The sequence below is a fragment of the Acetobacter tropicalis genome (assembly GCF_030644465.1).
GTDB classification, from domain to species: domain Bacteria; phylum Pseudomonadota; class Alphaproteobacteria; order Acetobacterales; family Acetobacteraceae; genus Acetobacter; species Acetobacter tropicalis.
The window spans coordinates 1,301,608-1,323,681 of sequence record NZ_JAUYUW010000001.1 but is presented as its reverse complement, the minus strand read 5'-3'; the positions used below and the strand labels follow the sequence as shown (position 1 = coordinate 1,323,681).

Genomic DNA, 22,074 nt, shown 5'->3' with positions numbered 1-22,074 from the left:
CTGAGCCCTGAGCCCTGAGCCCTGAGCCCTGAGCCCTGAGCCCTGAGCCCTGAGCCCTGAGCCTGAAATGTAGGAGGCACAGGGCGGTTTCCCGCGTCTGCGAGAGACAGAAATGCTCAGGGAGAGAGGAAAGCCTTTACATCCTGTGCCAGTGCGGCGCGGGTCTCCGGGCGGGTGTAGAGCATGTGCCCACCGGGATACAGATGCAGGCCAATGCGGTTGCGCCCCACCGGAATGTGCTCTGCCACCCAGCGGGAACTGGCAAAGGGGCAGGCCAGATCATAATAGCCGTTAGCAATAAAGATGCGCAGCGTAGGGTTCAGGGCCAGCAGGCGGCGCAATACGGGAATCTGTCGCGCAATGGGTTCTCCATCGCCACGGAAATCCCATGCGCCGTTCACCTTCATGCTCAACAGGTTGTAAGACAGATCAGTGTGGAAGTTCAGCGCCGTGGCGGCGTACTGCTCAAACGCGCTGCCATAGGCACGACCAAAACCGGCCAGAACCGGGTCCGGGCTATCGCTGTTGCTCACGCCCTCAGGGAACGGATCGGCAATGGAGAGCGTGCCATCATACAGGGAATACAGGCGTCCCTCACGGCTGCGGACATCATGCGCGCCGGGGTCGGGGGCACCGCGTTCCTTGGCGATCACGTCCTGCGGCAGGCCGGTGTGGGTGGCTACGTCTTCATAAAAATCCCGGGCAGCGTCTCCTGTGGGGGGCGTGTTGATCAGCGTGGAGAGATACGCCCCCAAAGCGTAGTGATAGGCTTCATCCAACTGGTGCGCCGCGCTTTCAGGGGAGAGCTTGTGCTGCAAGGCGAGGCGGGACGCCTCATAGGACGGCAGCACGAGGGCAGATGCCAGCGGATTGGCGGCGGTATCAAGCAGGGTCATGTCCAGAGCGGGGGAGATCATGACAATGCCGTTCACCAGCAGGTTCTGCTGCTGGGCCAGCGCCTCGGCCACTTCTATGGAGCGGATGCCGCCATAGCTTTCTCCGACCAGATAGCGCGGGGAAGCCAGCCGTTTGTTGGTGCTGGCCCAAAGCTGAATGGTTTTGGCAAAGGCGCGTGCGTCCTGTTTCACGCCGTAAAAGGTCTTGTCCGCTGTTTTAGGATCAGTGGGGAGAGACCAGCCGGTGCCCGGTGCATCCAGAAACACCATATCTGTCTGCGGTAGCCAGCTATCCGGGTTGAGAGCCAGTTTGGCGTTCGCGCCGTCAGTCGGGTTGCCGGAGGGAAAGGAGAGCATGGTCGGCCCGGCGGCCCCCAGATGCAAATACGCCGTGCCAGCGCCCGGACCACCGTTGAAGAAAAAGGAGACCGGCCGGTGGGCGGGGTCCGCACCATCCTGCGTATAGGCCACATAGAACATGCGGGCCGTGGGCTTGCCGGCATCATCACGCAGAACCAGCGTGCCAGCCCGTGCGGTGTAGGAAATCTTGCGGCCTGCAAATGTGTCCGTGTGGTGGGTTACGGCATCATCCGGCAGCAGGGCCGCAGCCCCCTGAAAAGCGGGAGGCGTATTTTTTGCCCCCTCTGGTGCGGGTGCGGCTTCCGTCTTGGCGGCGGTTGGGGCTGCGTGGGTCAGCACGGGAGCCGTTGAAAGGCACAGCAGGGCCGCGAAGGCCACAGGCGCATGGCTTTTGCGAAAAGAGGCCCGTACGGCGCGTAAAACGGGGGAAAACATATGGTGTTTATCTCCAGACACAAAGAATTCAGCCATGCCGAGGATGCATTGCCGTGTTTAAGGGAAAGAACTGGCGCTTTTTTGACAAAATTGCATGTCTAAACCGTCACAGATTTTCCTGCTGATTATCAGGAAAGACGAAAGGATTATTAATGCGTCTCATTCAAAAAATTGCCGTTATGGGATTACCTCTTGCAACAGCACTGGCCTCAGTTTCCACAGCATATGCTGATCCATGTGCAACAGTAGGAACCTGTACGCAGGAACAGCTTAAACAGGGGTGGGGCAATATCCGGAATTCTGTCAAGGATGATACGCGCCAATTTTCTTCTGATCTGAACAACAGCGGCAAATCTCTCAAAAATCAGGCGCGTACCAACTGGAACAACGCCAGTGAGGAAACCCGCCAGAAGTTGCAGGCGCAGCGTGACAGCCTGAAAAACACGGAGAAAAATGCCCGCGATAGCTGGAACAATGCTGATGAGGCAACGCGCAAGAAATGGGAAGCCCAGCGTGATAGCCTGAAGCAGACCGAGCAGAACGCGCGGGATAAATGGAACAATGCCGGTCAGGAAACACGCCAGAAATGGCAGAACAAACTGACGGACGCACAGAAGAATGCGCAGGATAAGTGGAAGAATGCGGACGAGGCCACTCGCCAGAAGTGGCAGAACAAGCTGACGGACGCACAGAAGAATGCACAGGACAAGTGGAAGAATGCGGACGAGGCTACCCGCCAGAAATGGCAGAACAAGCTGACGGACGCACAGAAGAATGCACAGGACAAGTGGAAGAATGCAGATGAGGCCACCCGTCAGAAGTGGCAGAACAAGCTGACCAATACGGAAAAAAAGTGGAATAGTGCTGGGGAAAATTCCCGTAAGGCGTGGCAGGCGCAAAAAGATCGTTTGAACGCGGACCTGAAAGACGCCACCACCCTGCCGCAGCTCTAAGCGGTTTGCTCACTAAAAAAGGCCCCTCCTGAAAAGGAAGGGCCTTTTTTTATAACGTTTGCTCAGGCGGAGCGCATGCGCAGGGTCAGAATTCCTTGCGCTTGCGGCTGGAGGGACCTTTGAACGGACCGCCAGCACCACCGCCGCCTTTGCGTGGCGGGCGCTTGCCAGCACCGGCACCACCGCCACCACCGGGTTTGCCTTTGTAGCCACCACCCTGACGGGGTGCGGCTGCGGGCTCAACCGTGATTTCATCCGGGTCTGTCGCAGCGGCGCAGGCTTGGAAGCGTTCGACCTTGTCCTGTGCAATTTCCACCAGCGTGTGGTCCGGCTGGATACGGATGGCACCAATATCCTGCTTCTTGATACCGCCAAGGCGGCACAGCATGGGCACCAGCCATTTGGGGTCTGCGCGGTCTTCCCGACCAACGGAGAGGCGGAACCAGGAGCCTGCTTCACGCGGGCCACGGCTGCGTTCACCGCGTTCTTCCCCATCACGGCTTCTCTCACGCGGCATCTTTTTGACAGAACCGGGGGAGAGTACCCGCACGCTGACAGGCGCAGGCAGGCTGTTCTGCCACAGGGAGATCAGAGCGGCGGCAAGCTGCTCTGGTGCGTGGCTTTCCGTCAGCTTGTTGATCAGCTCACGGGTGTCACCAGCTTCCGGCACAGGCGTGTTGAGGGCGGAGGAAGCCAGCAGGCGTTCCGTATCTGCCGTGGCAATGGCTTCCGGTGTGGGCGCGCCACTCCATTCTGCTTCCACCTTTGCGCCTTCAAGCAGGCGTTCGGCCAGACGGCGGCGGGCGGGCGGCACCAGCAGCACACAGGTTCCCTTGCGGCCCGCGCGGCCTGTGCGGCCGGAGCGGTGCAGCAGAGTAGCCGGGTTGGACGGCAGGCTGGCGTGGATCACCAGACCCAGATCCGGAATATCAATACCACGGGCGGCTACGTCTGTTGCCACGCACACACGGGCCTGACCGTGGCGGAGGCTTTCAATGGCGCGGCTCCGTTCGTTCTGGCCCAGATCACCCGAGATGGCGACGGAAGAGAATCCGCGTTCTGTCAGAATGGCCTGCAACTGCCGCACGGCTTCACGCGTGTGGCAGAACACAATGGCGGAGGGGGACTCCATCAGGCGCAGCACGTTCACAATCGCACCGGCCATGTCTGACTGGTCTGTCAGGATAGCGCGGTAGGAAATGTCCGTGTGCGGGGCACTGCCAGTCTGGGTATCAATGCGCAGGGCATCGTTCTGATAACGGCGGGCCAGAGAGGCGATATCACGGGCGATGGTGGCGGAAAACAGCAGCGTGCGCCGCGTGTCCGGCATGGCTTTCAGCAGGGTTTCCAGTTCATCACGGAAGCCCAGATCCAGCATTTCATCCGCTTCATCCAGCACCACAACGCGCAGGTTGGACAGCACAAGCTGCCCGCGGGAGAGATGGTCACACAACCGGCCCGGCGTGCCGACCACAATGTGGCAGCCAGCAGAAAGCGCACGGGCTTCCTTGCGGGGTTCCATGCCGCCCACGCAGGACACAATGCGCGCGCCGGTCTGGCCATACAGCCATTCCAGTTCATTGCGCACCTGCAGGGCAAGTTCACGGGTGGGGGCAATCACAAGGGCCAATGGCGCACCGGCGGGCGGGCAACGTCCGTTGTCGTCCAGCAGGGTGTTGGCCATGGCCAGCCCGAACGCTACGGTTTTGCCGGAGCCGGTGCGGGCTGAAACAAGAAGGTCCCGCTCTTCAGCCTCAGGCGCCAGAACGGCGGCCTGAACAGGGGTTGCGGAATCGTACCCGCGAGCAGCAAGAGCGCTCGCAAGAGAGGCGGGGGCATTCTGAAAAGGCATACGTCTTTAGGTCCAGGCAGCAAGAATGATGGGGGGATAAAGGTTCCCCGCATGAAAGACCAGAGCCTGGTCGGAGAACTTTTTGCCCTAAGCGCTTTTTTGCAAGCGTGTGGTGTTACTGGAACGGCAGGTAGCGGAAGTCCAGAAATATCTGACTCATGCTGGTATCAGGAGCGGCGCCCTGACCCTTCCAAGCATCCCGGCGAGAATAGGCTAATTGGGCGCCAGCTTCAACCGTGCCGTATTTTCCTTTGAAGAAACGGTACCACGCGCCAATGGTCGCCTCCATCACGCTGCGCGTGTTGGCGGTGCAGCCCAGCGTGGACAATTCAACCTCACACCCGGCGTTGGAATAGTTGGGGTTGCCGTAGCCATACGCGCCATCGCCGTAGCCGGAATAGCGGCGGCCAGCGGCCTGATAGCCAAAATAGCCATACACATCAATCAACGGGTTGGGGTGGGCAATCACGCCGCCTGTGGCCTGCACGGAGGGAATGGGCACGGGTTCCCCGGTGGATTTCAGCGTGGCGTCAGGCAGCAGAACCGAGCCGTAGCGCCCAATACCAACGCCAGCCAGCCCTGCCAGACGCACTTCCACCTTATGCGGCACCACCGGCAGCACCATGGAGCCACCGCCGCCGCCAGCAATGGCAGTATGGTTGCGGCCCTCGCCAACAGAAGCCACCCGATCATGCGGAAAATGCAGAATTCCTTCGGCTTCGTAATGGCCCCATGATGGGTCCCACGCCACCTTGGCAATAACGTCTGGCGCAATTTCGTTGGAGAACGGGGCGTCATTGGTCAGGCCCGTGCCGTTGCTGCTGATGGTGGCTGTCTTGCCATTGGGCAGCGTGACGGCCCCGGCGTTGTTCGTGAAGCCGGTTGTGTCATACAGCGTGGCGGAGTTTTCGATGGACAGCCCCAGCCACAGGCGATGCTGGAGAAAATCCTTCACGAACCGGAACTGAAGCTGCCGCGCCCATGTCTGGCCCGCCAGCATGGACGATTCGATGGTTTCCGGCAGACTTTCCTGACGGGGGATAATCCCGATCCGGCCCGGCGTGAGCATGCTCCACGCCTGCCCGGCCAGAAAGTGGAAATTGAGGTCACTGTTATCATACGCCAGATAAAGCTGGCGCATACGGAAGGCGTAGCTGTTGCTTTCATACGCATCCGTGGTGTCCGCACCGGCGCCAAAATCCATTTCATAGAAGCCGGAAATGGTGGAGTGGGCATCCACGTTCCCGCGCGCCATGAGCGAGATACGGCTGTAGCGGGCGCTGCCTTCAAAATTGTTGGTGTGGTAACGGGACTCGTTCGGGTAGGGCATGGCCTGCCAGTAGTTGAACGTGCCAGAGGCGATGTGCCGGTTTTCCAGCACGGTGGAGGCATCCAGAAAGCCACCCAGAATCAGGGTGACAGGCCCCATATGGAACACGCCATGGTCACCCAGCGCACCAGCCGCCTGTGCGCCTGCGGTTTCACGCGCATGCGGGCCAACGCCGTTTTCCGCTATGCGGGAGATGATATCTTCCGCGCGGTGGCCAATAACGGCATCCACTTCCGGCTTTTCGTTCGCGCCTGAGAACACGGGCTGAATCGATCCATCGCTGGCATGGCGCACGCCATGGCCTGCATGCGTGTCCATGGCGGTGGTGGTGTCTCCGCCAAAGCTGATGCCGGTTTCAGGCTCGCCGGAGTGGAGGGTGTTTTCCGTGCCGGGGGCGGTGGCTGCATTCCGGGCTGTCAGCACATGGTGGCCGCTGGTGGTGGGGGTGCCTGCCTTGCCGCCATGCGTCAGCGCTGCGCGGTGGGCGGCAATCTGCTTCTGCATGCTCAGCATGGTTTTCTGCAATTCCCGCTGCTCGGCCTGAATACGCGCCATCTGGCGTTCCAGAGCATCAAGCGAGGCACTTTCATCGTCCGCTGCGTGCGCCAGGCTGGTCCAGGGACCAACAGCCGTGCCGGATGCCAGAACAGTACCGACAAACAGCCAATTACGCACGCGCCGCAAAGTTGTGGGCGACAGAAAACGGAGTGAAAGCATAATGTTCAAGATAATCCGGGTAAGGGTGATTTATTCAGCAGACCTTATTTCTTCTAACGCCCCGTAAAGAGCACAGCATTTAAAAAATAATTTCAGGAAGATCAGATCGTGCATTATGACATCTACAGAATTTCCTGCTGAAAAGGATGAATATCGTGGCAAAAATGATCCATTCCATGCTCCGCGTTCTGGATGAAGCGCGCTCGCTTGCGTTTTATGAGGAAGCACTGGGCCTGAAGGTTGCCGACCGCGTGGTGTTTGACAGTTTCACGTTGATCTATCTGGCAAATACGGAACAGACGTTTGAACTGGAACTGACCATCAACCACGGCCGCAAGGAGGCCTACGCACTGGGTGACGGCTATGGCCATCTGGCCGTGTCCGTGGAGGATCTGGCGTCCGAACATGCGCGGATGGAAGAGGCAGGATTTACCATCACGCCCATCAAGACCCTTGAAAATAATGGCCAGACGATCGGCACGTTTTTCTTCCTGACAGACCCGGATGGCTATAAGATAGAAGTGCTTCAGCGGGGCGCGCCGGGGCGTTTCCTGTAATTCCAGCAGGCCAGAAGACAGCCGTTCCCTTACGGAATGGCATTGGCGGCCAATCTCGCTTATAAGGCGGCGAATGTTGACCTCCTTCCACAAGATGCACGGCCTTGGGAATGACTTTGTCATTCTGGATGAACGTGCTGGCCATCTGCCGCTTACCCCCGTTCGGATTGCTGCGCTTGCGCATCGCCGCCGGGGGATCGGGTGTGACCAGTTGGTCACGCTGCGCCCTGCCTGTGCGGAAGGGGCGGATGTGTTCGTGCGTTTCTTCAACCCGGATGGATCAGAGGCTGGAGCGTGTGGCAATGCCTCCCGCTGTGTGGCTGATCTGATCTGGCGGGAGACAGGAAACCGCACACCCGTTCTGCAAACCCGTGCCGGGCGTCTGCCCGCCAGCATTGCGGAAGATGGTCTGGTGACTGTGGATATGGGGCAACCCCGCACGGACTGGCAGCAGGTGCCGCTGGCCGAAGCGATGGAAACACTCAGCCTGCCCTTGGCGGGGCATCCTGCGGCCCTATCTATGGGTAACCCTCACGCAACGTTTTTTGTGGATGATTTTTCGATGCTCAGCCAGGGTTCCGCGCTTGAGCATGACCCGCTCTTTCCAGACCGTGCCAATATCGGGTTTGCCGTTATTCAGGGGCCGTCCCGCATGCGCCTGAAAGTGCATGAACGCGGCGCAGGCGTGACAGAAGCCTGCGGCTCCGGAGCGTGTGCCGCCGTGGTGAACGCCGTGCGTCGCGGCTTGGTGGAGCGCGTGTGTGAAGTGGAACTGGATGGCGGCCTTCTGCGCATTGAATGGGCCGCCAACAACCATGTGCTCATGACAGGCTCCGCCACCACAGCGTTTGAAGGGACGGTGGACCTCGCCGCCTATCCCTCATGACCCAACCTGAAATTCTGACGTTCGGCTGCCGCCTGAACACGTGGGAAAGCGAGGTCATGCGTGAGCATGCTGCCGCGCTGGATGATGTGATCATTGTCAACACCTGCGCCGTGACAGGCGAGGCGGAGCGGCAGGCGCGCCAAGCCATTCGGCGTGCCCATCGGGACAAGCCAAACGCCCGCATCGTCGTGACAGGATGTGCCGCCCAGATTGACCCGGACCGCTGGGCCGGGCTGCCGGGCGTGACCCGCGTTCTGGGGAACGAGGAAAAGCTGAAGGCCGAAAGCTGGTCTCCCGCTGCCATGAACGAGGCCCGCGCGGTGTCGGACATCATGGCCGCCAAGGAAACCGCTGCTCATCTGGTTACGGAATTTTCCGGGCGCACGCGCGCTTTTGTGCAGGTGCAGCAGGGGTGTGACCATCGGTGCACGTTCTGCATCATTCCCTTCGGGCGTGGGCCGTCCCGTTCCGCCCCGGTGGGTGTGGTTGTGGAGCAGGTGCGCGCGCTGGTCGAATCGGGCTACCGCGAAGTGGTGTTGACGGGCGTGGACATGACAAGCTGGGGGGGAGACCTTCCGGGTACACCTTCCCTGGGGCAGTTGTGCCGCCGGGTGCTGGCGCTCGTGCCGCAGCTTGAGCGCCTGCGCCTGTCCTCCGTGGACCCGGTGGAAATTGACGAGGATATCTGGCGACTGCTGGAGCATGAACCCCGCTTCATGCCGTATCTGCACCTGTCCTTGCAGGCGGGTTCGGACCTGATCCTCAAGCGCATGAAGCGGCGGCATCTGGCGGAAGACGCGGCCAGGGTGATTGCCCGCGCTCGCGCCCTGCGCCCGGATATTGGGATAGGCGCGGACGTGATTGCCGGATTCCCGACGGAAAATGCCGCCCTGTTTGAGGAAACACGCGCGTTTCTGGCGCAGCAGGGCGTGCCGTATCTGCATGTGTTCCCCTATAGCGAGCGCCCCGGCACACCGGCTGCGCGGATGCGGGCTGTGCCCGTGCCCGAACGCAAGGCCCGCGCCGCGCAACTGCGCGCGGTAGGGGCAGAATCGGCTCAGCGGTATTTTGAGAGGCTTGTCGGGCAGGAATTGCGGGTGTTGATGGAAACGCCCACATCCGGCCACAGCGAGCAGTTTGCCCCGGTGCGTCTGGCACAGGGCGAAGCAGAGGTTGGCGAGATTATCAGCCTGCGGGCCACCACGGTGGATGAAACCGGCCTGCTGGCGGAAAGGGTTTGAGATGGCGCTAGGTTTTTTTTCACGCCTCAAGCAGGGGCTTTCCCGCTCTACGCAGAAGCTGGGCGGGGGGCTTACCTCGGTTTTCACCAAGCGCAAGCTTGATGAAGAAGCGCTGGAGGAACTGGAAGAACTGCTGATTACGGCTGATCTGGGGCCGAACGTGGCGGAGCGGATTATTGAATCCTTCCGCAGTTCACGCTTTGGCACAGAAGTGACGGATGAAGAGATTCGCTCTGCCCTTGCTGAGGAAATTGCCCAGATTCTGGAGCCTGTAGCTGTTCCTTTTGAACCAGACCCGGCCCACAAACCGCATGTTGTGCTGGTGGTAGGCGTAAATGGCACCGGCAAAACCACCACCATTGGCAAAATGGCCCGCTTTTTTACCCAGGAAGGAAAAAAAGTGATGATGGTGGCCGGAGACACCTTCCGCGCCGCCGCTGTTGAGCAGTTGCAGGTATGGGGGGAGCGCACGGGCTGTCCCGTTATTGCAGGGCCACCAAATTGTGATGCGGCGGGGCTGGCGTTTGAAGCCCTGAAGCGCGGCAAGGCCGAGGGGGCCGATCTGCTGTTTATTGATACGGCAGGGCGGTTGCACAACAAAGGCGCGCTGATGGAGGAACTTGCCAAAGTTATCCGCGTTATGCGCAAGTTTGATGAAACAGCGCCCCACACGGTTCTGCTGGTTCTGGATGCCACAACGGGCCAGAACGCCATGGAACAGGTGCGCGTGTTCCGTGAACTGGTGAACGTGACGGGCCTTGTTGTCACCAAACTGGATGGGTCGGCCCGTGGTGGCATTGTGGTGGCGCTGGCAGATAGTTTTGGCCTGCCCGTGCATGCCGTGGGAGTAGGGGAGCAGGCGGAGGATCTGCGCCCGTTTTCCGCGCAGGATTATGCAAGAGGACTGGTCGGGCTGCCGGAGGCCTGAAAAAAAGTGTCAGAAATGCCGCTTTTTTGCACGAAGTGATGGATTTTCCCGTGAGTGCTGGTGATGCTTCCTTGACAGGCAATAGCTGCCCCGTTAGCAAGCGCCTGCACCCCTCTGGAGGTGCGAAGAATGGGTGAAGAAAGCGACGAGTCTTTTGCCAAGCGGCTTGAAGCGGCGGAACGCCGGTCCGGGCTGAATGAAAAAGACGAAAAAGCCACTGCGGCTGAACGGGATGAACAATCCCTTCCCGCGTTGGCCCTGCGCGCAGGGACGGAAATGATCTCCGCCCTGATTGTAGGGGTTGCTATTGGTTGGGGGCTGGACCGTTGGTTCCATACCCGTGCCATATTCCTGATTTTCTTCGCGCTGCTGGGCGGGAGCGCAGGAGTGCTGAATGTCTGGCGGCTGGTCAAACCACCCCAGGCCTGAAACAGAAGGCTGAAAGTCCGGCGCAGTCCGGACGCAGTGGAGTAGGAGAACGGTTTTGGCGGGCGGTTCCGGTATCGACGTACTTGGTCAGTTCGAGCTTCGTCCCGTTCTTGGCGGGCTTGGTGAGGCACTGCGCTTCAGTCAGTCTCCCCTTTACATGCTTCTGGCGGTTTGCCTGGTTCTGGCGTTCCTGTATTTCGGCATGCGTCCGGCTGCCGTGGTGCCTGGCCGTTTTCAGGCCGCAGCGGAAGTCTGCTACGAATTTATCCGGAACATGGCGGTTGATACAATCGGGCCTGAAGGTGCTGCCTTCTTCCCGTTCATCTTCACGCTGTTCTTCTTCATTCTGGCCGGGAACTATATCGGCCTGCTGCCTTTCTCCTTCACCTTCACCAGCCACATTGCCGTAACCCTCGGGTTGGCGCTGATGGTTTTTGTGCTGACGGTGATTGTGTCCCTCAAGGTGCAGGGTTTCCGCTTCTTTGCGCACTTCATGCCGGCTGGTGCCAGCATGGCGCTCGCGCCGCTGCTGATCCCGATTGAAATCCTGTCCTTTCTCTCTCGCCCCGTGAGCCTGTCCATCCGACTGTTTGCCAACATGGTCGCCGGGCATGTCATGTTTGATATTTTCGCAAGCTTTGTCATCATGCTCGCCGGTTTTGGCGTGGTGGGTGACGTGTTTGCGATCGGGCCCATTGCCATTAACATGGCGCTGGTGGCTCTTGAGTTGCTTGTTGGTGTGCTGCAGGCCTATGTGTTTGCCATCCTGACGTGCATCTACCTGCGGGAGGCCGTGGCTCACTGAGCTGCTTTGCCCGTTTCGTTTGAACTGTACTTGAAACAAGGAAGTGACTGATATGGACATCGCTGCAGCCCGGGAAATCGGTGCAGGTATCGCCGTGATCGCCCTCGCCGGCGTTGGTATCGGCCTCGGCAACATCTTTTCAACGCTGGTGAGCAGCATTGCTCGTAACCCCGCATCTCGCCCGCACGTGTTCGGTCTGGGCATGCTGGGCTTCGCGCTGACAGAAGCTATTGCGCTGTTTGCTCTGCTGATCGCGTTCCTGATCCTCTTCGTCTGATAAACGGCAGGAAAAAGGGAGAAGTTCCTGTGGGTGTCATGATGAAGACTGTTCGTGCCGGTTTGCTCGCTGCGGTATCCGGCGTGTCTCTTCTGGCCATGGCGGCACCTGGTGCCTACGCCGCAGGGATGCCTCAGCTTGATTTTCACAATCCCCTGGTTACCGGTCAGGTAATCTGGGGTGCGGTGATCTTTCTGGGTTTTTACCTGGTGCTCAGCCGGGTTATGCTGCCCCGCGTGGGTCGCGTTCTGGAAGACCGGAGCACACGTATTTCGAGTGATCTCGAAGTTGCGCGCGCCGCCAAACAGGATGCGGACAAGGCAGTTGCCGAACTTCAGCAGGCCCGTAAGGATGCTCTGGCTGAAGCACAGGCCAATCTGCAGAAGGCGCTGGATGAAGAACAGCGTGCCTCCGAGCAGAAAATGCAAGAAATCAATGCACGCCTTGCATCAGAAATTTCTGATGCGGAACAGCGTGTTGCTGCCGAAAAGGTGCGGGCTTTTGCTGCACTGAAGGATATCGCGGCTGATACCACCCAGGCGCTTGTAACCCGCCTGACCGGTTCCGCTGCCGATGCCGCTTTGGTGGCACAGAAGGTTGAAGGTGCTTCCGCGCACCGGACGCTCTGACCAGCTTCGAGAGGAATATTCATCATGAATGGCATTTTTCACGAAGCCGGTTTCTGGTTCGCCGTTTCCTTCGTTCTCTTCTTTGTCTTTTTCGGTCGTAAGCTGTGGGCGCCTATCACGGCGATTCTTGACAGCCGTGCTGCCCGGATCCGTGAAGAACTGGATGAAGCTGCCCGTCTGCGGCGTGAAGCCGAGCAGATGCTGGAAGATGCCACGCGTGAGCGTGAGCAGGCTCTGGTTGAAGCCAGAACGGTTGTTGAACAGTCTCGTAAGCATGCAGCCGATGCGGCAGAAAAAGCCCGTGCTGAAGCTGAAGAAGCTGTGAAACGCCATGAACAGATGGCACGTGACCGCATTGCCGCCGTTGAGCGGGAAGCTGTTAAAGAAGTGCGTCAGGCTGCTATTGATGTTGCGGTTGAAGCTAGCCGTAGCGTTATCAGCCAGTCTCTTGATGCACAGAAGGCTGAAACACTGGTCGATCAGGCCATTGAAAATCTGCCGGCCGCTCTGGCGCGCCAGGCGGCCTGAGTTCAGCCCCGTGCTGATTGATCAGGTTTGAACGCGCCTTCTTCTTTCCGGGGTGATGCAGCCCCGGTTTTGAGCATTGTTATCGCTGTTCTTGATGAACGCGATAACCTGCCTTTTGTGTGCAAGGAACTGGCGGAAGCCTGCCAGAGCCTTCCTCCCTCAGAAATTGTGTTTGTTGATGATGGAAGCCGTGATGACACGGTTGCCGTTCTTCAACGCATGCGCGCGGACTGTCTGCCCAATCTGCGTGTGTTGTCTCATGACCATCGGTGTGGAAAATCCGCTGCCCTGCGCACAGGCATTACTGCCGCGCGGGGGGAATGGATCGCCACCATTGATGGGGATGGGCAGGATGATCCGCGTGAACTGGAAGCCCTGTTGCGGTTGGCCCGTTCCGCCAACGGCACGCCGCCTCTGGTAGTGGGGGTGAGAACCCGCCGGAAGGATGGTTGGTCCCGCCGGTTCGCGACCCGCTTCGCCAACGGCCTGCGCCGTCGTCTTCTGCGGGATGATTGCCCGGATACCGGGGCTCCTATCAAGCTGTTTCAGCGTGATGCTTTTCTGCGTCTGCCCCAGTTTGAAGGTTTGCATCGGTTTCTTCCGGCGCTGTTCGGGTCTTACGGTGTGCCGTTGGTGTGCCATCCGGTCACGCATCGGCCCCGGCTGCATGGCCAGTCCAAATATACCAATTTCAACCGCGCCCTTGTCGGCATCCGTGATCTGCTGGGTGTGATATGGCTGCGCAACCGTACCAGATTACCAAAATCGGTTCGTGAATGCTGACATTTCGCTCGGGCGCTCAACGCCTTTCGGGGCGGGCGCTGGCGCTGCTGGGTCTGTTCGCGTTTCTGATTTTTCTGCCCGGGCGTGCCTCTACTCCCCCGTTTGACCGTGATGAGCCGCGCTATATGGAAGCGACGGCGCAAATGCTGGAAAGCGGCAACTTTGTTGACGTCCGTTTTCAGGACAAGCCGCGCTACCTCCAGCCCGCAGGCATCTATTGGTTGGAGGCTGCGGCGGTAGCGGCCTCTGGCACCCTGCATGATCGTGCGGTGTGGCCGTATCGGGTCCCCTCACTTCTGGCCATGACAGCCTCCGTGGTGCTGACCGCTTGGATGGGGTCCGTACTGTTCGGCGCGCCCGCTGGGGTAGGGGCGGCGGTCCTGCTCATGACATCGGTGCTGGTGACGGCCGAAAACCGCATGGGCACCATTGATTCCTGCCTGCTGCTCACGGTTCTGTTGGCCCAGACAGCCCTGCTGCGTGCCTTCTGTGATCGTGAAAGCCAGCGTCCGACGCCTTGGCAGACCTCTGTTCTGTTCTGGGCGGCTATCGGCTGCGGGCTGATGCTCAAAGGCCCGGTTATTCTTATTCCCTCGCTGGGCACGCCGCTTGCTCTGGCTTGGGTGGAGCGGAACCTGAGTTTGTGGCGGCGTCTGCGTCCCTCGTGGGGGTGGCTGATCTCTCTGGCTCTGCTGTTGCCGTGGTGTGTGGCTATTGGTGTGGTGAGCCACGGCGAGTTTTTCCGTAATGCAGTGGGCACCAATTTTCTGGGCAAGGTTTCTTCTGGTCAGCAGGCCCACGGCTTGCCGCCGGGGTATCACCTGCTGGTTTTCCTTATTGCCTTCTGGCCGGGATCTTTCTTTGTGGCGGCGGTATTGCCCGCCATCTGGCAGAACCGCCATCTCAGCACAGTCCGTTATCTGTTATGTTGGATTGTGCCGCATTGGCTGGTGTTTGAAGCTATTGCCACTAAACTGCCCCACTATGTGCTGCCAACCTATCCCGCCATCGCCATTCTGACAGCGGGTATGCTGACGCGCGGCGCATCAGTCTGGACAGGCTGGCCCAAGGTGCTGTGGGGCCGTGTGTTGCTGGCGGTTTATGGTGGTGCATGGGTGCTGGTGGGCGTGGCGCTTTCCGTCGCCGGGCCAATTCTGCTCTGGACACTTGAACATACCCTATCCCCGGCTGCTCTGGTGCTGGCCGGTGGCTGCCTGCCGCTGGTGGGTCTTTCCGCTGTGCTGATCTGGCGGTCTGAGTTGCGGAAGGCCCTGCTGACCAGCGCGGTCTGCGCGTTGCTGCTCTATACGGGGTTGTTTCTGGTTGTTGTGCCCCGGTTGCACAGCATCTGGCTGGCACCGCGGCTGACCAGTCTGGTGCATCAATATCAACCGTGCCCCACAACGGATGTGGCGTCTGTTTCCTTCTCCGAGCCCAGTCTGGTGTTTCTGCTTGGCGGCAAGGTCAAACTTGTGGGGGCCCAACAGGCTGCCACCATGATGCTGGCCAATCGGGCCTGCACGGTCGCTCTGGTTGATGAACGTGATCGCGCAGCCTTTATGGCAGCTTTGGGTGATGCACAGGGCGCAGTTGTGTCTCATGGGGCGGTATCCGGTCTGAACTATTCCAATGGTCATCACCTGACCATCAGTCTCTACAACCTGTCCGCTCCATAAAAATCCTCGTGGCAAAAGCTACGACGTTTCAGCCTGATATACGTCTGTTTTAGTGTGGTCTCATGCCGCTTCACTGCTGCGTGGTGTGAGGTCGAGCGTTTGAAAGCCTATCCGCACGTTTCTGTCACGAGCAATATCAATGTCTTATGATTGTGACATGACTGAATCATGGGGGCGCTGCCGCCGACCGGCCTTTCTTGCTGAAACATGAAAGGCATTGGGTTTGAGAAAGAGCAAGGTGGAGGGTCCTAAAAACCTTCTGTTGTGTTCATATGAAAATCGGAACCCCTTGATATTGCGATAACTCGAAAATGCGAAATAGGGGTTTTTCAGTGCCCTCCAGATTGTCTCACAAGCGGAATAGAGCGGGGCTCTCTCTGCGGTGTTTTTCCGTAAAAGCTTCATCTGGGCTGCACGGCCTCATGCGGGGGGCGGAGATTTTCATGCCGGTCGTCCCCCGGTGTCCCGATAGCCGCGTTGGACCAGTGATGACCAGAGGCGTGAGGTGCGGCAGAGGTGTCTTCGTTAGGCGCATGCAAAAGCATGCCCAGTGAGGCGAAGAATACAGTTTTACACTTTGAGCGTGGGGAAAGAAAACATGGTGCCCGCTGGCGGATTCGAACCACCAGCCCCATCATTACGAAACATGTGGTCTGATATGTCGTTTAGACGCAAGGAAACGCAAAGGGACGCAATAACAAAGGCCTAGAGTGCTTGGTGCTGGAGGTGATGGCGCAAGGAGATGCATCTAAATGCCTGTATTACTCTTTCAAATGAGTCCGGAGAGAGTCCGGAGAATGGCATGATGTGCTCTAGGTATGGCTGGAAGGGCCAGAAAAGGAGCGGGGATTACACAATAAGAGGTGTAAAGGTGTAATAGGTGTAACACACATATATATTATATTGATTTCATTGGGTTTTTTCCTCTAAGGCCAGTTACACCTAGCCTTTTTCAAGGTGTAACTGGTGTAATCGGGGCATCAGATGAAGCTGACAAAGCGGGAAATAGACCGTCTCACCTGCCCGCCGGGTAAGCGGGACGCCATGTTCATGGATGATGAGGTGAAAGGCTTCGGCCTGCGGGTGACGGAGCGCGGATCCAAGGTTTTCCTGTTCCAGTATCGGTTTGCAGGCCGGGTCAGGCGGATGGTCCTGGGCCCGTATGGAGATCTGACCCCTGCCCAAGCGCGGAAAATGGCTGAGGAAGCTCGCGGGCTTTATTTGTTAGGGCGGGATCCAGCCGGGGAAAAAAAAGGCTCACGCGCTGGCCGCAGCGGCGGAAATGGAGCGCCAAACGGCGCAGGCGGCGGCTGATGCCCTCACGTTGGGCGTCCTTATTACTCGATGGCAGGATGGTGCCCTCCGGGATAGCAGCGCGTCTTACCGTAAGGATGCCCCGGCAAGCCTGCGGTCCAGTTTCGCCGGGCTGCTGGATCGTCCGGCCCGTTCGCTCACTACCATGGAGATGCAAGCGCACCTGGATGATGTGACGCTGCGTTATCCTGTTATGGCGCGGCGGTTGCACGCCTGCGGCCGGTCCATGTTCGGTTGGGCGGAAAAGCGGAACCTTGTTCCTGGCAATCCCTTCTCTGATGTGGTGATGGAGGGCCGGGAAACGTCAAGAGAGCACGTTCTGACTGATGCTGAGATAGCAGCAGTCTGGAACGCTGCGGGATCCATGCCTTATCCATTTGGGCCGTTCGTCCGGTTGTTACTGCTCACACTTCAGCGGCGGAACGAGGTGGCCGGTATGAGGTGGGCAGAAATCTCACCAGACCGGAGCACGTGGACTCTCCCTGGTGGAAGGGTGAAGAACAGTAAGGGGCATATTGTTCATCTGTCAGCCCCAGCCCAGCAGATCCTTGCGGATCTTCAGCCGGTGCCAGATCCTGATACAGGTATGGCGTCTCCATATGTCTTCACCAGTAATGGCAGAAGCCCGGTTTCCGGCTTTTCCAAGGCCAAGAAGCGAGTGGGTGAGGTGATGGCGGCGCAGGCAGCCGAGAGCGCCGGAAAAAAGCCCTCCGCCCTGCCGGAACAGGACTGGCGGTTTCATGACCTTCGGCGCACTGGTACCACCGTCATGGCGCGGCTGGGCGTTGGGCACCATATAGCGGATAAGGTGTTGAACCACGTTGAGGGTGCCATCAAAGGTGTGGCGGCCATCTATCAGCGCCATGATTACCTGGCGGAACGTGCGGCGGCGTTGGATGCCTGGGCAGCTTACGTGCTGAAGGTGGTGAAAGAAGGAGGAATCGAACCACCTGCCAGTAACGTGGTGCCATTACGGCGGTAAACTGAGCGCAATCTGGATTCGTTTTTCTTGCCAGGGCCAATCGGTCCGTGATCTATACAAAACCATACCCACTGTTGGTTAAGGCGGTTAGATAGGGCTTTCTCGGCCCTTCGGCTGCCTCCACAAAGGATACCATGCCAGACGGAAGCAACATTTTAGGCAGAGGCGTTTATACCGTCCCTGAAGCAGCGCGGTTGCTGAAGGTGCCTTCTGCACGTCTGCGTTCTTGGGTGTATGGGAACGGATCTGAGCCGGTGCTCATACCGGAGCTTGCGGCCGAGGATGGGCAGGACGCGCTCAGCTTCATTAACCTGATTGAAGTCTTGTTCCTGACAGAGCTGCGGGGCCAGGGTGTAAGCCTGCAATCCATCCGGAGCATGCAGGATACAGCTCGCCGTGTTCTCAAAACAGATCATCCTTTTGCGGTGCGGCGTTTCCATACGGACGGCAAGGCAATTTGGATGGAGACGGCTGAAGCAACCGGGGACCGGCGGCTTGTGGATCTGACAGACGGCAATGGAGCCATGCTTCAGGTTCTTGAGCGGAGCTTCCGTAAATCTGTCACCTTTGACGGGGCGGAGGGCGTTGCGAATCTGTGGCGGCCGAGTGCTGACCAGCCGCGTATTGTTCTGGATCCTCAGCGCCGGTTTGGTCGGCCGATTGATAATGAGACTGGCGTGCCTACCGAGATCCTGGCTGATGCCCTCCGAGCTGAGGGCGGTAACGTGGAGCGGGTGGCTGCGCTGTGGGAAGTTCCTGTGGAAGCGGTGGAACAGGCAGCGGAGTTTGAGCTCCGGATGCACAAGCGACTGGCGGCTTGAAGTTTATCCTGGATGAAAACCACCCGCCGGTTCTAGCGCGGGTATTGGAACCGCTTGCGGCCATGGATGGGCATGAGGCGGTTTCTGTGCGGCACCTTGGTCTGGCAGGCACAAAGGACGTGGATCTGCTCCATATCCTTGCCAATCCTGTCAGCAAGGTTGTCCTGATAACTGCTGACAAGGCTATGTCCAAGCGGCGTCATGAAGTGGCTGCCATACGGGATACAGGGGCAGTGGTAGTTATCGGCATGAAGGCATGGAACCAGCAGCCGGATATTCTAGAGCGTGCGCGTATGCTGGTCTGGTGGTGGCCAACCATCGTGCGCTGTGCGGAGGGAGCAGACCGGGGTTCGTTCCTGGAATTGCCCTGGTCCAGCTCTGTTGGTGTGTTGAAACGGTGGCGGGCGTGAAGGATCAGATATTGGGCAGATAGGTTTCTTTAGTCCCTCCGTCCATTTCAAGAAAAACTGAATACTTTTTGAGACCAGCCCTCCGTTGAGAGGGGCCTGTGCGGAATTGGAAACTATGCAGAATTGCACAGTTCCAGAAACTACCGGAAAATCGGTAGCCCTGTGTTTCCTCTGCACTCATGACCTGTCAGCTATGCGCTTGAAACCGCCTCAGCCGCCAATCGCTGTAGGTGTGGGATTAAGGGAAGGACGGCGTGATGATGGATATTGTGGGCCTGACGGCCATAGGCTTTCTGGTGTGCCTGGCTGTGGTCAAGATAGCGGATATGGCCGTTTCTGGCTGGCTCTCTGGGGATGGGCGGCGTTCGTAGCGTTAGGGCTGCACAAGTTGGCTGGCACGTTTGCGCCGTTATTTTTACAGCTAAGACTCTAGACTATGGCTCTGGACAATTCAGAAGCAGATACCGAGTGTGCAGCCGCCGGAGGGTTCCGGGGCCAGTGTGATGATTACAGCGACCAGTAGGAAGGCAATAGCGAACAGGGCAAAGGTACATACAGCCAGCACTCTCATTCGGCAGTTTCCTTCTTCCGTCCTTGCCGGATGACAGTTCGTAACACCATGACCGCCTTCAGTCTCTTCGGGGTGTAGCTGTTGTTGCCTGCATGGAGACCTCGCACTGCTTCTGTAGTCTCAGCATGGCTTCTGGCGGCATAGGGGCGGTCATCATGGAGCGGTAGTTCATGCAGGCAGGCGTATCAGCAGACCGATGGTGAAACTGTTGCGCACAGCCAGCAAGCATGGTGGTCAATATGACCATTATGGACCAGTGATAAACCATGGTTATTACGCACTATCCTTCCGCAACCGGACCCCAGCCCCTCCGCCGTTTTCCGGGATGAACTGGACGCCTGCTCTCTCCTCGTGTCTGAGTAATGGAAGAAAGCTGCCAAACGCCAAATATGGCCTTCCGCGAATCCCTGCCAGTTATCAAGCATTCCTTGATAACTGAAAGCAGAAAACCGGCTGCCTCAGTTTGCCCATGGCTCTTGCAGCATCATGTAAGCCAGACCTTGATTAGCTCCTCCACCAGAAGCATGCGTGGTGGCTGACTGGCCTGTTTTCTTACTGGTTACTGTAATCATACCTTTTTTGACGGAATACCAGCCGATCACTTCACCATCTTTTTTAACCTCATAATCACTTGTCATGTTTCTCTCCTTTCAACCTAACCCCAACCCCACCACCATTTTCAGGAATAAACTGAACCCCAGCAGCTTCTAAGGCGGAACGAATGGCTTCTATCGTGCTGGCTTTCAGTTCCTCGCCTCTTTCAAGACGGGCGATAGTATCAGGTGAAACGCCAGCCTCTTTTGCTAGATCACGCACTCCCCAGCCGATAGCTGCACGGGCCATTTTACATTGAACAGCTAACAAAATCCGAACCCTGATACGATTTTTTCATTGCAGATTTATCGTAACTATGTTCGGATAATAGGGCAATGCAATTTGCGGCCAAATGGGGAGCTTGGACCCTCCCACACTTGGCCTAACCACAACCGCTCGCACTAGGAGACGGTAATGGCTGAACGCGCCTATACCATGCCCGGCACATGCTGGGCAGTGCTCACTCTTGCTCGCCTTCATGGCGATGCTCTGGCCGCCTTTGCTGCGGCTGGCCTTTCTCTGCTGGCTCTGGCTGGCTTCCTGCACCCTGAACACCTGCATAGCCCCTCCGGAGGGATGGCAGGTCACACACGCCACCACACCCTTCCTCATGCTGTGCTGGTAGCTTCTGCGGTTCATGGTGCGGAGGTCGCGCGATGAGCCAGACCACACCACACAGCCCCGGCCTGTCACGCCGTGGTGCTCTCGCCTCCGTGCTGGCCGTTACAGCCGCCGCTCTGCCCGTCATGGCGTCTGCTGCCCCCTCCAGTGAGGATGCTACCATGCTGGCGCTCTGTGCGGAGTTCTGGCAGTTGCAAAACCATATCAAAACTCTTGATGAGGCTCCGCCATATACCTTTGGCACACCACACCAGAAGCGACATGAAGCCGCATTGGAAGAAGCATGTCATCGGCAGTGGGAGATATTAGAGCAGTTAGTCGATACGCCAGCCGGGTCACGACGTGGTCAGCAGGCAAAGGCTTCGATCTTACAGGAAATTCTTCCTCCGTCCTTTGACGCTTTCGATTTGAGATTTGAGAGTGTCGAAATCCAGTTGGTCATGAGCCTTTTGGGTGATCTGACCGGGGGTGCTCAGATATGAGAGAGCCATCCATTCCCCAACGTAACATTCTGGGTGCATCTCTCGCCACAACGGCTGCTGCCGTGCCTGTTGTCGCTTCGTCCAGCCCGGCCGGAGGGCAGGATGCCGCGTTGCTGGATGCGCTGGTCTGCGCTGGTACGATTGTGGTGACGATCCGGAAATCCGATTGGCGTTGTCTCTAGCGCGTGATGTGGCAGGTTAAAAAATGGACACGTCCGAAAAGTTCAACATAAGTGTTGAACTTAAAAGTGAGATGCTGCTTAATGCTCCTACTGACGATTCGGAGCGGCTTCCAACCATGCTTAAACGTTATATCAAAAAGTATCAGGCTGTATGGGCATGGTGGGAAACCAAGCGAAATGCTGCTACTTTCGATAGAGCCGGCCAGCCAAGGGCAAAATTTCAGAACTATTTTGATCGGCTCCAAGTGGTGGATGCTCTGCTGCCAGAAAATGAGCGGTCTGGGCAGAGAGGAGAAGATAACCTTCTCAGTCCAGCTCATGTTTTTGTGGGCGCCGTTGCTCTCGATCTTTTGGATGCCGGAATCAACATCGGTGCGGTCGGTTTCTTTGTCACTCATGCAAGAGATATGCTCATGAAAACATATGAGCAAATAATGCAAAATCCACCTGTACGTGTTGGTAAAGGTGGCTGGAAATATGATGAGAATGGGAAAGATGCTCGTGTTTATCTGACTCTTCGGTATTCAGATATTCATGAGCTATGGCCTCATCCTCCGAAGTCCGGTCCTTGTAAAGGCTGGAAGGGCGCAGGGCCTCATCCTTTGATCGTAAACAGCAAGATCATCCGAGGAATGACGGCTCTCACTGAAGAGCTGGATGAACTGGGTGTTGACGGTAACCACACCCAAAAGATGGTGTTTGAACTTGCAAATGTTGCAAGAATCGTCACTGAAAAACTGAAAGAAGCACCAATCCGGAAAAGAGGACGCCAATAGTGCGTTCGTTTAATCAATAGAACGACATATCTGTCGTAA

At 58.0% G+C, this 22,074-nt stretch carries 26 protein-coding genes; 20 read left to right on the top strand and 6 right to left on the bottom strand.

The genetic code is table 11. The features are described from left to right. Positions 1–116: 116 nt before the first annotated feature. Positions 117–1,691 (bottom strand): S10 family peptidase, encoded by a 1,575-nt coding sequence (locus QWU00_RS05895; protein ID WP_231551532.1) that lies wholly within the window; start codon positions 1,689–1,691, stop codon positions 117–119. Positions 1,692–1,843: 152 nt separating this feature from the next. On the opposite strand from QWU00_RS05895, the gene QWU00_RS05890 reads away from it, so the two are divergent. Beyond that, positions 1,844–2,644: a hypothetical protein gene (locus tag QWU00_RS05890; protein WP_052051117.1), complete on the top strand. Its 801-nt coding sequence runs from the start codon at positions 1,844–1,846 to the stop codon at positions 2,642–2,644. A gap of 85 nt (positions 2,645–2,729) precedes the next feature. On the opposite strand, the gene QWU00_RS05885 is transcribed toward QWU00_RS05890, so the two are convergent. Together QWU00_RS05885 and QWU00_RS05880 are read right to left on the bottom strand one after the other, a co-directional pair. Then, positions 2,730–4,496 (bottom strand): DEAD/DEAH box helicase, encoded by a 1,767-nt coding sequence (locus tag QWU00_RS05885; protein ID WP_035377326.1) that lies wholly within the window; start codon positions 4,494–4,496, stop codon positions 2,730–2,732. A 115-nt stretch (positions 4,497–4,611) separates the two neighbouring features. After that, positions 4,612–6,543, bottom strand: coding sequence for a hypothetical protein (locus tag QWU00_RS05880; RefSeq protein WP_035377328.1), 1,932 nt, complete (start codon positions 6,541–6,543; stop codon positions 4,612–4,614). Positions 6,544–6,698: 155 nt separating this feature from the next. On the opposite strand from QWU00_RS05880, the gene QWU00_RS05875 reads away from it, so the two are divergent. The 15 genes from QWU00_RS05875 to QWU00_RS05810 all read left to right on the top strand — a co-directional run bounded on the left by QWU00_RS05875 (position 6,699) and on the right by QWU00_RS05810 (position 18,809). Beyond that, positions 6,699–7,100 carry a VOC family protein gene (locus QWU00_RS05875; protein WP_035377345.1) on the top strand — a complete coding sequence of 134 codons (402 nt, stop codon included), beginning with the start codon at positions 6,699–6,701 and terminating at the stop codon, positions 7,098–7,100. A 73-nt stretch (positions 7,101–7,173) separates the two neighbouring features. Further along, positions 7,174–7,986, top strand: a complete 813-nt coding sequence (gene dapF, locus QWU00_RS05870) for a diaminopimelate epimerase (RefSeq protein WP_006559150.1) — start codon at positions 7,174–7,176, stop codon at positions 7,984–7,986. Next, on the top strand, positions 7,983–9,227 hold the full coding sequence (gene mtaB / locus QWU00_RS05865) for a tRNA (N(6)-L-threonylcarbamoyladenosine(37)-C(2))-methylthiotransferase MtaB (protein ID WP_035377331.1): 1,245 nt from the start codon (positions 7,983–7,985) through the stop codon (positions 9,225–9,227). The genes dapF and mtaB overlap by 4 nt, the downstream gene beginning before the upstream one ends. Before the next feature lies 1 nt (position 9,228). Next, positions 9,229–10,155 carry a signal recognition particle-docking protein FtsY gene (gene ftsY / locus QWU00_RS05860; RefSeq protein ID WP_035377333.1) on the top strand — a complete coding sequence of 309 codons (927 nt, stop codon included), beginning with the start codon at positions 9,229–9,231 and terminating at the stop codon, positions 10,153–10,155. A 129-nt stretch (positions 10,156–10,284) separates the two neighbouring features. Beyond that, the gene (locus QWU00_RS05855) at positions 10,285–10,584 is read left to right on the top strand and encodes an AtpZ/AtpI family protein (RefSeq protein WP_006559154.1); all 300 of its coding nucleotides are present in this window, start codon (positions 10,285–10,287) and stop codon (positions 10,582–10,584) included. Positions 10,585–10,639: 55 nt separating this feature from the next. Beyond that, positions 10,640–11,389, top strand: coding sequence for a F0F1 ATP synthase subunit A (locus tag QWU00_RS05850; protein ID WP_035377334.1), 750 nt, complete (start codon positions 10,640–10,642; stop codon positions 11,387–11,389). Positions 11,390–11,441: 52 nt separating this feature from the next. Further along, positions 11,442–11,666: an ATP synthase subunit C family protein gene (locus QWU00_RS05845; RefSeq protein ID WP_003624142.1), complete on the top strand. Its 225-nt coding sequence runs from the start codon at positions 11,442–11,444 to the stop codon at positions 11,664–11,666. A 38-nt stretch (positions 11,667–11,704) separates the two neighbouring features. Next, positions 11,705–12,295: a F0F1 ATP synthase subunit B family protein gene (locus QWU00_RS05840; RefSeq protein ID WP_035377335.1), complete on the top strand. Its 591-nt coding sequence runs from the start codon at positions 11,705–11,707 to the stop codon at positions 12,293–12,295. A gap of 33 nt (positions 12,296–12,328) precedes the next feature. Next, positions 12,329–12,823, top strand: coding sequence for a F0F1 ATP synthase subunit B (gene atpF, locus QWU00_RS05835; protein WP_035377347.1), 495 nt, complete (start codon positions 12,329–12,331; stop codon positions 12,821–12,823). Positions 12,824–12,850: 27 nt separating this feature from the next. Next, a complete protein-coding gene (locus QWU00_RS05830) occupies positions 12,851–13,606 on the top strand; it encodes a glycosyltransferase family 2 protein (RefSeq protein WP_006559158.1) in 756 nt (251 codons plus the stop codon). Continuing rightward, the gene (locus QWU00_RS05825; RefSeq protein ID WP_035377337.1) at positions 13,600–15,282 is read left to right on the top strand and encodes an ArnT family glycosyltransferase; all 1,683 of its coding nucleotides are present in this window, start codon (positions 13,600–13,602) and stop codon (positions 15,280–15,282) included. The genes QWU00_RS05830 and QWU00_RS05825 overlap by 7 nt, the downstream gene beginning before the upstream one ends. A 984-nt stretch (positions 15,283–16,266) precedes the next feature. After that, positions 16,267–16,596, top strand: a complete 330-nt coding sequence (locus QWU00_RS16840) for an Arm DNA-binding domain-containing protein (protein WP_316248916.1) — start codon at positions 16,267–16,269, stop codon at positions 16,594–16,596. After that, complete coding sequence (locus tag QWU00_RS05820; protein WP_316248915.1) at positions 16,565–17,578, top strand: tyrosine-type recombinase/integrase; 1,014 nt, start codon at positions 16,565–16,567, stop codon at positions 17,576–17,578. The genes QWU00_RS16840 and QWU00_RS05820 overlap by 32 nt, the downstream gene beginning before the upstream one ends. Before the next feature lie 134 nt (positions 17,579–17,712). Beyond that, positions 17,713–18,399 (top strand): DUF433 domain-containing protein, encoded by a 687-nt coding sequence (locus QWU00_RS05815; RefSeq protein ID WP_035377340.1) that lies wholly within the window; start codon positions 17,713–17,715, stop codon positions 18,397–18,399. After that, a complete protein-coding gene (locus QWU00_RS05810; protein WP_035377185.1) occupies positions 18,396–18,809 on the top strand; it encodes a DUF5615 family PIN-like protein in 414 nt (137 codons plus the stop codon). Before QWU00_RS05815 ends, QWU00_RS05810 begins: the two co-directional genes overlap by 4 nt. Positions 18,810–19,438: 629 nt before the next feature. On the opposite strand, the gene QWU00_RS05805 is transcribed toward QWU00_RS05810, so the two are convergent. From QWU00_RS05805 to QWU00_RS05795, 3 genes are all read right to left on the bottom strand, one after another. Then, on the bottom strand, positions 19,439–19,648 hold the full coding sequence (locus QWU00_RS05805) for a hypothetical protein (protein WP_035377187.1): 210 nt from the start codon (positions 19,646–19,648) through the stop codon (positions 19,439–19,441). A 190-nt stretch (positions 19,649–19,838) separates the two neighbouring features. Next, positions 19,839–20,018, bottom strand: coding sequence for a hypothetical protein (locus QWU00_RS05800; protein WP_035377189.1), 180 nt, complete (start codon positions 20,016–20,018; stop codon positions 19,839–19,841). Continuing rightward, positions 20,008–20,244: a helix-turn-helix domain-containing protein gene (locus tag QWU00_RS05795; RefSeq protein ID WP_369424470.1), complete on the bottom strand. Its 237-nt coding sequence runs from the start codon at positions 20,242–20,244 to the stop codon at positions 20,008–20,010. The genes QWU00_RS05800 and QWU00_RS05795 overlap by 11 nt, the downstream gene beginning before the upstream one ends. A 144-nt stretch (positions 20,245–20,388) precedes the next feature. On the opposite strand from QWU00_RS05795, the gene QWU00_RS05790 reads away from it, so the two are divergent. From QWU00_RS05790 to QWU00_RS05775, 4 genes are read left to right on the top strand one after another with little or no spacing between them, the layout of a single operon-like run. Then, positions 20,389–20,634: a hypothetical protein gene (locus QWU00_RS05790; RefSeq protein WP_035382346.1), complete on the top strand. Its 246-nt coding sequence runs from the start codon at positions 20,389–20,391 to the stop codon at positions 20,632–20,634. Further along, positions 20,631–21,077 carry a hypothetical protein gene (locus QWU00_RS05785; protein WP_052051558.1) on the top strand — a complete coding sequence of 149 codons (447 nt, stop codon included), beginning with the start codon at positions 20,631–20,633 and terminating at the stop codon, positions 21,075–21,077. Before QWU00_RS05790 ends, QWU00_RS05785 begins: the two co-directional genes overlap by 4 nt. After that, positions 21,074–21,259 (top strand): hypothetical protein, encoded by a 186-nt coding sequence (locus QWU00_RS05780; RefSeq protein ID WP_035382347.1) that lies wholly within the window; start codon positions 21,074–21,076, stop codon positions 21,257–21,259. The genes QWU00_RS05785 and QWU00_RS05780 overlap by 4 nt, the downstream gene beginning before the upstream one ends. Positions 21,260–21,282: 23 nt before the next feature. Then, positions 21,283–22,035 carry a hypothetical protein gene (locus tag QWU00_RS05775; protein ID WP_035382348.1) on the top strand — a complete coding sequence of 251 codons (753 nt, stop codon included), beginning with the start codon at positions 21,283–21,285 and terminating at the stop codon, positions 22,033–22,035. The last annotated feature ends 39 nt before the right edge of the window (positions 22,036–22,074 follow it).

Bases quoted from the DNA above. Each gene is read 5' to 3' on its own strand.
- mtaB (WP_035377331.1), top strand. From the start codon at position 7,983: ATGACCCAACCTGAAATTCTGACGTTCGGCTGCCGCCTGAACACGTGG.
- dapF (WP_006559150.1), top strand. From the start codon at position 7,174: ATGTTGACCTCCTTCCACAAGATGCACGGCCTTGGGAATGACTTTGTC.
- QWU00_RS05845 (WP_003624142.1), top strand. From the start codon at position 11,442: ATGGACATCGCTGCAGCCCGGGAAATCGGTGCAGGTATCGCCGTGATC.
- QWU00_RS05780 (WP_035382347.1), top strand. From the start codon at position 21,074: ATGAGAGAGCCATCCATTCCCCAACGTAACATTCTGGGTGCATCTCTC.
- QWU00_RS05855 (WP_006559154.1), top strand. From the start codon at position 10,285: ATGGGTGAAGAAAGCGACGAGTCTTTTGCCAAGCGGCTTGAAGCGGCG.
- QWU00_RS05815 (WP_035377340.1), top strand. From the start codon at position 17,713: ATGCCAGACGGAAGCAACATTTTAGGCAGAGGCGTTTATACCGTCCCT.
- QWU00_RS05885 (WP_035377326.1), bottom strand. From the start codon at position 4,496: ATGCCTTTTCAGAATGCCCCCGCCTCTCTTGCGAGCGCTCTTGCTGCT.
- QWU00_RS05880 (WP_035377328.1), bottom strand. From the start codon at position 6,543: ATGCTTTCACTCCGTTTTCTGTCGCCCACAACTTTGCGGCGCGTGCGT.
- ftsY (WP_035377333.1), top strand. From the start codon at position 9,229: ATGGCGCTAGGTTTTTTTTCACGCCTCAAGCAGGGGCTTTCCCGCTCT.
- QWU00_RS05790 (WP_035382346.1), top strand. From the start codon at position 20,389: ATGGCTGAACGCGCCTATACCATGCCCGGCACATGCTGGGCAGTGCTC.
- QWU00_RS05785 (WP_052051558.1), top strand. From the start codon at position 20,631: ATGAGCCAGACCACACCACACAGCCCCGGCCTGTCACGCCGTGGTGCT.
- QWU00_RS05840 (WP_035377335.1), top strand. From the start codon at position 11,705: ATGATGAAGACTGTTCGTGCCGGTTTGCTCGCTGCGGTATCCGGCGTG.
- QWU00_RS05820 (WP_316248915.1), top strand. From the start codon at position 16,565: ATGGAGCGCCAAACGGCGCAGGCGGCGGCTGATGCCCTCACGTTGGGC.
- QWU00_RS05805 (WP_035377187.1), bottom strand. From the start codon at position 19,648: ATGGTTTATCACTGGTCCATAATGGTCATATTGACCACCATGCTTGCT.
- QWU00_RS05890 (WP_052051117.1), top strand. From the start codon at position 1,844: ATGCGTCTCATTCAAAAAATTGCCGTTATGGGATTACCTCTTGCAACA.
- QWU00_RS05775 (WP_035382348.1), top strand. From the start codon at position 21,283: ATGGACACGTCCGAAAAGTTCAACATAAGTGTTGAACTTAAAAGTGAG.
- QWU00_RS05895 (WP_231551532.1), bottom strand. From the start codon at position 1,691: ATGTTTTCCCCCGTTTTACGCGCCGTACGGGCCTCTTTTCGCAAAAGC.
- QWU00_RS05825 (WP_035377337.1), top strand. From the start codon at position 13,600: ATGCTGACATTTCGCTCGGGCGCTCAACGCCTTTCGGGGCGGGCGCTG.
- QWU00_RS16840 (WP_316248916.1), top strand. From the start codon at position 16,267: ATGAAGCTGACAAAGCGGGAAATAGACCGTCTCACCTGCCCGCCGGGT.
- QWU00_RS05800 (WP_035377189.1), bottom strand. From the start codon at position 20,018: ATGACAAGTGATTATGAGGTTAAAAAAGATGGTGAAGTGATCGGCTGG.